The organism is Microbacterium sp. B35-04 (assembly GCF_010634885.1).
Taxonomy (GTDB): domain Bacteria; phylum Actinomycetota; class Actinomycetes; order Actinomycetales; family Microbacteriaceae; genus Microbacterium.
This window is the reverse complement of sequence record NZ_MWLP01000151.1, coordinates 1-647: the sequence shown is the minus strand read 5'-3', so window position 1 is coordinate 647 and position 647 is coordinate 1. Positions and strand designations below refer to the sequence as shown.

Genomic DNA, 647 nt, shown 5'->3' with positions numbered 1-647 from the left:
GCCCTTCGACGGCGTCGCCGAGGCGCACCGTCGCAGCGAAGACGGCCACCTGCGCGGAAAGCTCCTGGTGCACGTTGCCGACATCGCCGGAGCGAACGCATGAGCGCGCTGTGGGAGACCGCCACCGTCGGCCGCATGCAGCTGAGCCACCGCCTCGCGTTAGCGCCGATGACACGCAGCCGGGCGCTTCCCGATGGCACGCCCGGCCCGCTCACGGCGGAGTACTACCGGCAGCGCGCGTCACTGGGGCTGCTCATCAGCGAAGGCGTCCAGCCCTCGGACGACGGTCAGGGCTACCTGAACACCCCGGGTATCTACCGTTCCACTCATGTGGAGGGCTGGCGTGAGGTGGCCGACGCCGTGCACTCCGAGGGGGGCCATCTGGTGCTGCAGCTCATGCACGTCGGGCGGATGTCGCATCCCGAGAACACGCCGCACCATCGCACGCCGATCGCTCCGTCCGCGATCGCGCCCGGTGTGGAGATGTTCACGCCGAGCGGGCGTCAGCCGATTCCGCGGCCGCGCGAGATGAGCGGTGAGGACATCGCGCGGACGGTCGCGGAGTTCCGCCACGCTGCAGCGAAGGCCGTCGAGGCCGGCGCGGACGGTGTGGAGATCCACGGGGCGAACGGCTACCTGCTGCACCA

General features: G+C 70.6%; 1 pseudogene. It reads left to right on the top strand.

Annotation, left to right across the window (positions count from 1 at the left end):
• Positions 1-99: 99 nt before the first annotated feature.
• Positions 100-647 (top strand): annotated as a pseudogene (locus B1729_RS20130) (alkene reductase); the annotation flags it as partial.